7 protein-coding genes are annotated in these 7,107 nt (G+C 60.9%); 5 read left to right on the top strand and 2 right to left on the bottom strand.

Annotated features, from left to right (window positions below; translation table 11 throughout):
* Positions 1-2 precede the first annotated feature (2 nt).
* Complete coding sequence (locus tag QZ079_RS07110) at positions 3-1,382, top strand: signal recognition particle protein (protein ID WP_297036960.1); 1,380 nt, start codon at positions 3-5, stop codon at positions 1,380-1,382.
* 31 nt (positions 1,383-1,413) lie between these two features.
* Here QZ079_RS07110 and QZ079_RS07105 read toward each other — a convergent pair whose 3' ends face one another.
* Positions 1,414-2,268 (bottom strand): MerR family transcriptional regulator, encoded by an 855-nt coding sequence (locus QZ079_RS07105; protein WP_297036957.1) that lies wholly within the window; start codon positions 2,266-2,268, stop codon positions 1,414-1,416.
* A gap of 105 nt (positions 2,269-2,373) precedes the next feature.
* Here QZ079_RS07105 and QZ079_RS07100 point away from each other — a divergent pair, with 105 nt between their 5' ends.
* The 4 genes from QZ079_RS07100 (at position 2,374) to QZ079_RS07085 (ending at position 5,774) form a co-directional block, all read left to right on the top strand.
* Positions 2,374-3,066 carry a YitT family protein gene (locus QZ079_RS07100; RefSeq protein ID WP_297036954.1) on the top strand — a complete coding sequence of 231 codons (693 nt, stop codon included), beginning with the start codon at positions 2,374-2,376 and terminating at the stop codon, positions 3,064-3,066.
* 202 nt (positions 3,067-3,268) lie between these two features.
* A complete protein-coding gene (gene thyA, locus QZ079_RS07095) occupies positions 3,269-4,117 on the top strand; it encodes a thymidylate synthase (protein ID WP_297036952.1) in 849 nt (282 codons plus the stop codon).
* A gap of 21 nt (positions 4,118-4,138) precedes the next feature.
* Complete coding sequence (locus QZ079_RS07090; protein ID WP_297036963.1) at positions 4,139-4,729, top strand: dihydrofolate reductase; 591 nt, start codon at positions 4,139-4,141, stop codon at positions 4,727-4,729.
* Positions 4,730-4,868: 139 nt separating this feature from the next.
* Positions 4,869-5,774 carry an RNA methyltransferase gene (locus QZ079_RS07085; protein ID WP_297036949.1) on the top strand — a complete coding sequence of 302 codons (906 nt, stop codon included), beginning with the start codon at positions 4,869-4,871 and terminating at the stop codon, positions 5,772-5,774.
* Positions 5,775-5,992: 218 nt separating this feature from the next.
* Here QZ079_RS07085 and QZ079_RS07080 read toward each other — a convergent pair.
* A partial coding sequence (locus QZ079_RS07080; RefSeq protein WP_297036946.1) for an MATE family efflux transporter occupies positions 5,993-7,107 on the bottom strand: 1,115 nt, incomplete at its 5' end.

Genomic DNA, 7,107 nt, shown 5'->3' with positions numbered 1-7,107 from the left:
TGATGGCCGAGCGGACGCTCGTGCGTGTGGATGATGTGGATTTATTCAAGCAGCCGGAGGGCGCGCGCGAGCAATACGCTGCCATCTTGTCCGATATTCCGGATTACTGCTGCGTGCTGTTCGTCTATGATACGGTGGAATTTAAAATCAACGGCACGATGAAAAAGCTGGCTGCCGCCGTGAAGGAGCACGCGCAGATCCTGTCCTTCGGCAAGCAGTCCGAACGCGATCTCTGCTCGTGGATCACGCGCCATTTCCGTGCGCACGGCAAGAGCGTCACAGATGAACTGTGCCAGTATCTCATTTTTCGCACCGACGGGCTTATGACCACGCTCGGCGGTGAGATCGGCGTGCCGGTCTTCCGCGGCGACGGTCAGCATCCGGTCGAGATCGCCCAGGGCGCCATCCGCGAGGCGGTCGACCATATGCGCGACGTGGTGATCGTCGACACCGCCGGCCGTTTGCAGATCGACGAGCAGATGATGCAAGAGGCCGTCGACATCAAGCGCGCGGTGAAACCCGACCAGGTGCTCATGGTCGTCGATGCCATGACCGGCCAGGATATCGTGAACGTCGTCTCGACCTTTGCTGAGCGCACGGATTTCGACGGCGTCATCATCTCCAAGCTCGACGGCGATGCCCGCGGCGGCGGCGCGCTTTCTGTCCGTGCTGTGACGGGCAAGCCCATCAAGTTCGTCTCCATGGGTGAGAAGCCCGATTCGCTCGAGGTGTTCAGTCCCGACCGCATGGCCAAGCGCATCCTCGGCATGGGCGATGTCGTGGGTATCATCGAGAAGGCGCAGGAGGTGGCCGACGCGCAGAAGCTCGAAGATGCTGAACGCATGCTTCGCGACGGTCTTACCATGAACGACCTGCTCGACCAGATGCGCATGCTCAAGAAGATGGGCGGTATGAAGTCGCTCATCGGCATGTTGCCTGGCGGCCAGCGCATGCTCAACCAGATGGGTGGGAACATGGACGAGTCCATGCTCGATAAGATCGAGGCCATGATCCAATCCATGACCGCCAAGGAGCGTTTGAAGCCCTCGATCATCAACGGCCAACGCCGCGCCCGCATCGCACGTGGTTCCGGCACCACACCCACCGATGTGAACAACCTCATGAAGCAGTGGGGCGAGATGAACAAGATGATGGGCAAGATGCGCTCGATGGCTCAGCAGCAGGCGGCTGCCGGTAAGCGCGGCAAGAAGGGTAAGAAGGGCAAGAAGATGCGCATGCCCGGTATTCCCGGCATGGGCGGCGCGAACCCCTTCGGTGGCATGGGCGGAAACCCGTTCGCCGGCATGGGCGGTGGCTCCGGCAACGCCGACATGGATATGCTTCGTGCTATGGAGCAGCAGATGAAGGGCAAGAAGTTTTAGCCTGCTGGTTTGATTGCTGAAGAGGGCGTCGTTACCGTTTGGTGGCGGCGCCCTCTTCGGTGCGAAATGAGTCGATGCGCAGTTCGACACGCGTAAGGAACTCCTCTTCGCGGGCGGTGTCCCGGTTATCGATCTCGTAGATCTCGAATGGCGCGGCGCCCTCGCAAAGACCCGGCTCGCCACGGTATGCGGCAAGATTTCGCAGCGCATCGGCATCTTGCGCATATGAACCCCGGTACCGGTAGGCAAGATACTCGCCCGCTGGCAGCTCGAAGTCGCAAGGGATCGCATCATCGTCGATCACGAAAAACACGGACTCGAAAACATCTGCACGTCCGGCGGCGAGCGCGTCGCGATCGAAGAACGCGCCGACGGTCATCGTGCCCAATAACGGCAGCTGCTCGTCGTAGCGGCGATGCAGGCGCGAGATGAAGAGGTCCATCTCCTCGTCGCGCTCGAGCCGACCCGAGAGCTTCACGCAGCGACGGGTAGGCATGGTCTCGATGAAAACCGTGCCCACGGCTGCAGCTCGTGCCGTCTCCAGGCGGCGCTGCCGCGATTCGAGCGCTTCTCTCTTTGCGTGAAGATCTTTCATCTGCGCGTCGATGAGCGCGAGCTCGTCTTCGATGAGTGCGTTCGTGTTCTCAAGCGACTGATGCTCGAGATACGTTCCGATGGTGTCCATGCGAAGACCAAGTTCGCGCAGCTCCTTGATGCTTGCGAGTTGATACATATCGGAAAGGCTGTAGATGCGGTACCCGTTTGCTGCGCGTGCCGGTGTGATGATGCCGAGTCGCTCGTAGTAGCGCAGGGAGTCGATGCCGATCCCGAAGAGGCGCGACACCTCGCTGATGGTATAGCTGTCCTTGATGCGCGTCGACTTCATACTTCCTCCACAGAAGAGCTGAGAAAGGCTTGACCCTGGTACCATACCAGAGTTTACCCTATGCACTCGGAAACAGACGTAGCGATCAGGTATGGAGTGAGACCCATGTTCGCCCGGATAATCAGCAAGCTGCAGCGTTCTGCTCGGGAAGCCCTCGAGAAGACGACCCCGGTGGGGCTCGTCAAGCGGTTCGCGACCATCGCGCTCGGGTGCGCGATTCTCACGTTCGGCATGCATAACATCCATCAGGTCGTGGGCATTACGGAAGGCGGCGTGCTCGGCGGCATCCTACTGCTTAACCATTGGTTCGGCATCGATGCGTCCATCGCCTCGCCTGTGCTCGACGTTGTGTGCTACACGGTCGGCCTTTTTGTACTGGGCGCTGGCTTTCTGGGCTGGTCTGCTGTCTCGAGCGTGCTCCTCGCGCTCTTCTATGCGCTTTGGGAGAGCCTTCCGCATATGTTGCCGGATCTTTCCGCATACCCGCTCGTCGCGGCCGTTCTGGGCGGCGTGTTCGTGGGCGTGGGAGCGGGACTCGTAGTGCGCTGCAACGCTTCTGCCGGCGGCGATGACGCGCTCGCGCTCTCTATCCACAAGGTCACCGGCCTCAAGCTCGCGCGCTGCTATCTCTTCACGGATCTCTCCGTGCTTCTGCTCTCGCTGAGCTACATTCCCATTACCAAGATCGTGTTTTCGCTCGTCACCGTGTTCATCTCCTCGCCGCTTATCGATTTTGTGGTGGGGCTCGGTGCGAACGATGCGAAGGGCGAGGAAGAGGACAGTTACGTCGTCGCGTAGGACACAGGCCTCGGTTTCTGGCGTCATGTCAGGCAGGATCTTGCGTATCTGCAGTTTGAGATGTTTGTACCTGTGAGCCGTTCCGAGCTTGTGGAAGCTGCTGAATCTTGGTCGTTGTGGCGGTTTCTGCTCCGGCGGGCATGCGAGCGTGCGCTCGCGTACAATGGATGCATTCGGCTAGACGCAACGAGAGGGGAGCGCCATGAGCAAGGCTGATCAGCTCTTCGTGAAGATGTGTTCGGACATCCTCGATCACGGTACCACCACGCAGGGTGAGAAGGTGCGCCCAAAGTGGGAAGACGGAACGCCTGCTTATACGATCAAGAATTTCGGCGTGACGGCTCGCTACGATCTGCGCGAGGAGTTTCCGGCGCTCACGCTTCGCCGCACGGCGCTGAAGAGCGCCATGGACGAGATCCTCTGGATCTACCAGAGGAAGTCGAACAACATCCACGACCTCAACAGCCACATTTGGGATGAGTGGGCAGATGAGACCGGGTCTATCGGCAAGGCCTACGGTTACCAGATCTCTCAGAAGTCGCAGTATCCCGAGGGCGAGTTCGACCAGATGGATCGTGTGCTCTACGACCTTACGCACACGCCGTACTCGCGGCGCATCATGACGAACATGTACACGTTCGCCGACCTCCACGAGATGCATCTGTACCCGTGCGCGTACAGCGTAACCTATAACGTCACGCACGCCGAGGGCGATGAGCGGCCTACGCTCAACATGGTGCTCATGCAGCGCAGCCAGGATATTCTCGCTGCGAACAACTGGAACGTGTGCCAGTACGCGATTTTGCTCATGATGGTCGCCCAGAGCGTGGATATGGTTGCGGGCGAGCTTTTGCACGTGATCGTAGACGCGCATATCTACGATCGCCATGTTGATATCGTGCGCGAACTCATCCAGCGCCCGCAGTACCCGGCGCCGAAGGTTTCGCTCAAGCCCGAGGTCAAGAACTTCTACGATTTCACGACCGACGACCTCATTGTCGAGGATTACCAACACGGCGAGCAGATTCGCAACATCCCCATCGCGGTATAGGAGGTGCGCGTGGGCTGTAAGCTGAAAGCCATCGTCGCGGTGTGCGACGACTGGGGCATCGGGCGCGCGGGCGATATGGTGGTCGCAAACCGTGCCGATATGCGGCATTTCGTGCGTTGCACGAAAGGGCATGCCGTCATCATGGGGCGCAAGACCTTGGAGAGTTTCCCGGGCGGGCGGCCGCTCAAAGATCGCCGGAACATTGTGCTCACGCGGGACGAGGATTTTGTTCGCAAGGGCGTCGAGGTCGTACATTCGGTGGACGAGGCGCTCGCTGCCGTAGCAGACGAGGACGAAGCTTGGGTCATCGGCGGCGCCGAGGTGTATCGCCAATTTCTGCCCTTGTGCTCTGAGGCCGTGGTGACGAAGAATCATTGCGTGCGCGAGGCGGATGCGTATTTCCCCAATTTGGACGAAGACCCTGCGTGGCGCGTTGGCTCGAGCGACGGCGGATACGTCATTGATTCCGGTGAGGGCGATGCCGGCGTGGCATATGAGTTCGTGACGTACGAGCGCGCGGAACCCGGCGACGCAGGCAAGGGTGCGGGATATTCCTGGTTCGATGTTGCGGTCGACGTTGTTTCGGCTGCGCTCGACCACGTGGTGGGGTAGCAATCGCCCCTGCGAGATCATCTATATCAGTGTAAAAACTGCCCCAGGGATATCTCGACGTGCGCCGGTCAAGCGACCCGGCAAGCATGCCGTCGACGCATGTCGAAATACCTCGGGGGTGCTTTTCATAAGGAGCACCATGGTTCAAGTTCGGCACATCGCAGATCTCGAAGACCCGCGCCTCAAGGCATATACGCACCTCACGGAGCGGCAGCTGCGGAGCATCCTCGAGCCCCAGAAGGGCATCTTCATCGCCGAGAGCGCGAAGGTGATCGAGCGGGCGCTTAACGCGGGACTCGAGCCGGTGAGCTTTCTTATGGGAGAGCGCTGGCTCGAACAGTTCGAACCGCTGTTCGGCGACCTTTCCGCCGCTCGACCTGAACTCGATATCCCCGCGTTCATCGCGCCGATGGAGCTTATGGAGGAGCTCACCGGCTTCAACGTGACGCGTGGCGCGCTCGCGGCATTCAGGCGTCCACGCATAGAGGATGCTCGAACGTTTTTGAATGGTCTTTGCTGCCGTGCCGACGGCCGCCCGGTGCGCGTCTGCGTGCTCGAGGGCATCGTCGACCATACGAATGTCGGTGCGATCTTCCGAAGCGCCGCCGCGCTCAACGTCGATGGCATCCTCGTGAGTCCCACCTGTTGCGACCCGCTGTACCGGCGTGCCGTCCGCGTCTCCATGGGCACGGTGTTCCAGGTGCCGTGGACGCGGTTGGGGACCGATGCGCGCTCCTGGCCTGCCGACGGTCTCGGCGTGTTGCATGAAGCGGGTTTCACCTGCGCTGCTATGGCACTTGCCGACGATTCCTACTCGCTCGACGACCCGGCGCTCGCCGTGATCGACCGCCTTGCGCTCTTCATGGGCACCGAGGGCGACGGCCTCTCGCTCCGCACCATCGACGGCTGCGACCTCACGGTCCGCATTCCCATGGCGCGCGGTGTGGATTCCCTCAACGTAGCCGCGGCTTCCGCCGTCGCATTCTGGCAGCTCTGTCCGCACACGTCAAACAGCTACCATTACCAGCACGGACGCTACGCGTAAAGGCGCGCCACGCGTCCCCGCCTCTCGGCTGCATCCCGTATTGGCCGCATCCTGTTTCTGTCCCTCGTCCGCATCCTGTTTTGATTGCATCCGCTGAATCGCCTTATTTCGACAGAATCGCTGTTGTTCGGCTAGAAAATGTCGAATAAAGGTGATTCAGCGCAAGCGGAAGCCGGCGGACTACGGCACGTTTTCCGGCAGGTACGTTCACTGGCATGCTAGATTGAAACCTCGCGGTGGGCGCTTCGCGTCTCCGCGGCGGCAGCGAGTCGTGCGGCGCGGTTCTCCGCATGACGGAGCCAGTGCCCCCAGTGGTAGTAGGCGACAAACAGGATCGACGTGAGGATCCACGTCACGGGGTAGACCATGAGCATGGTCTCGATGGTGTGATGGAGCGGAACCACGGCGAGCAGCCAGATCATGCGGAACACAACGGTGCCGAGAATCGTGAGCAGCATCGGGCGAAGGCTCTCGCCGGAGCCGCGAATCGCGCCGGAAGTGTTGTCCACGATCGAATAGAACAGATAGAACGGCGCGATGAAGTGAATCATGACGGTGGTGTATCCCGTTACCGCGGCATCGTCGATGAAGATGCGCGAAAGCGGCTGCACGAAGATCACGAGAAGTGCTGACAGGCTGCCCACGAGCGCGATCGTGATCGCGAGCGATGTGTGGTACCCCTGCCGCATGCGCTCGTAGTTGCGGGCACCGAAGTTCTGCGCGGCGAACGTCGTCACCGAGACCCCGAGTGCCTCCGTGACCATCCATACAATCGCGTCGAGGCGGCTCGAAAGCCCCCAGCCCGTGACGGCGTCCGTGCCGAACGTGTTCACGGTCGATTGCAGGATGATGTTCGAGAATGAATATACCGAGGACTGGATGCCTAAGGGGAGTCCGGTCGCGAGCATGCTCTTGCAGATGCGGCCGTCTATCCCCAGACGCCGCAGATCGAGCCGCCAAGCTCCTTGCGCCCGCATGAGGCGACGCGTCATGAATGTCGCGTTGATCGTGAGCGTGAGTGCGGTGGCGAGACCGCAGCCCATGGCCTCGAGGTGCAGCACGGCGACGAACAGGATGTCGAGCGCTGCGTTGATGATACAGCCGCTCGCGATGATCAGGGCGGGCGTGCGGGTATCGCCCACGGAGCGCAAGAGCGCAGACCCCATGTTGAGCACGAGCGAGCACACCATCGCGGCCGCGTAGCAGCGGGCATAGGGGACTGCCTCGGTCATGAGGTCGGAGGGCGTGCCCATGAAGGCGAGGATGTGGGGAACGAAGACCACGCCTGCAATCGAGATCGCCAAGCCGCCCGCCAGTGCGAGCGTCATGGCGG

It is taken from the genome of uncultured Enorma sp., from assembly GCA_905210055.1.
Classification (GTDB): domain Bacteria; phylum Actinomycetota; class Coriobacteriia; order Coriobacteriales; family Coriobacteriaceae; genus Enorma.
Note: the sequence above shows the minus strand (reverse complement) of the source record. Positions and strands in the feature narration are given on the sequence as shown.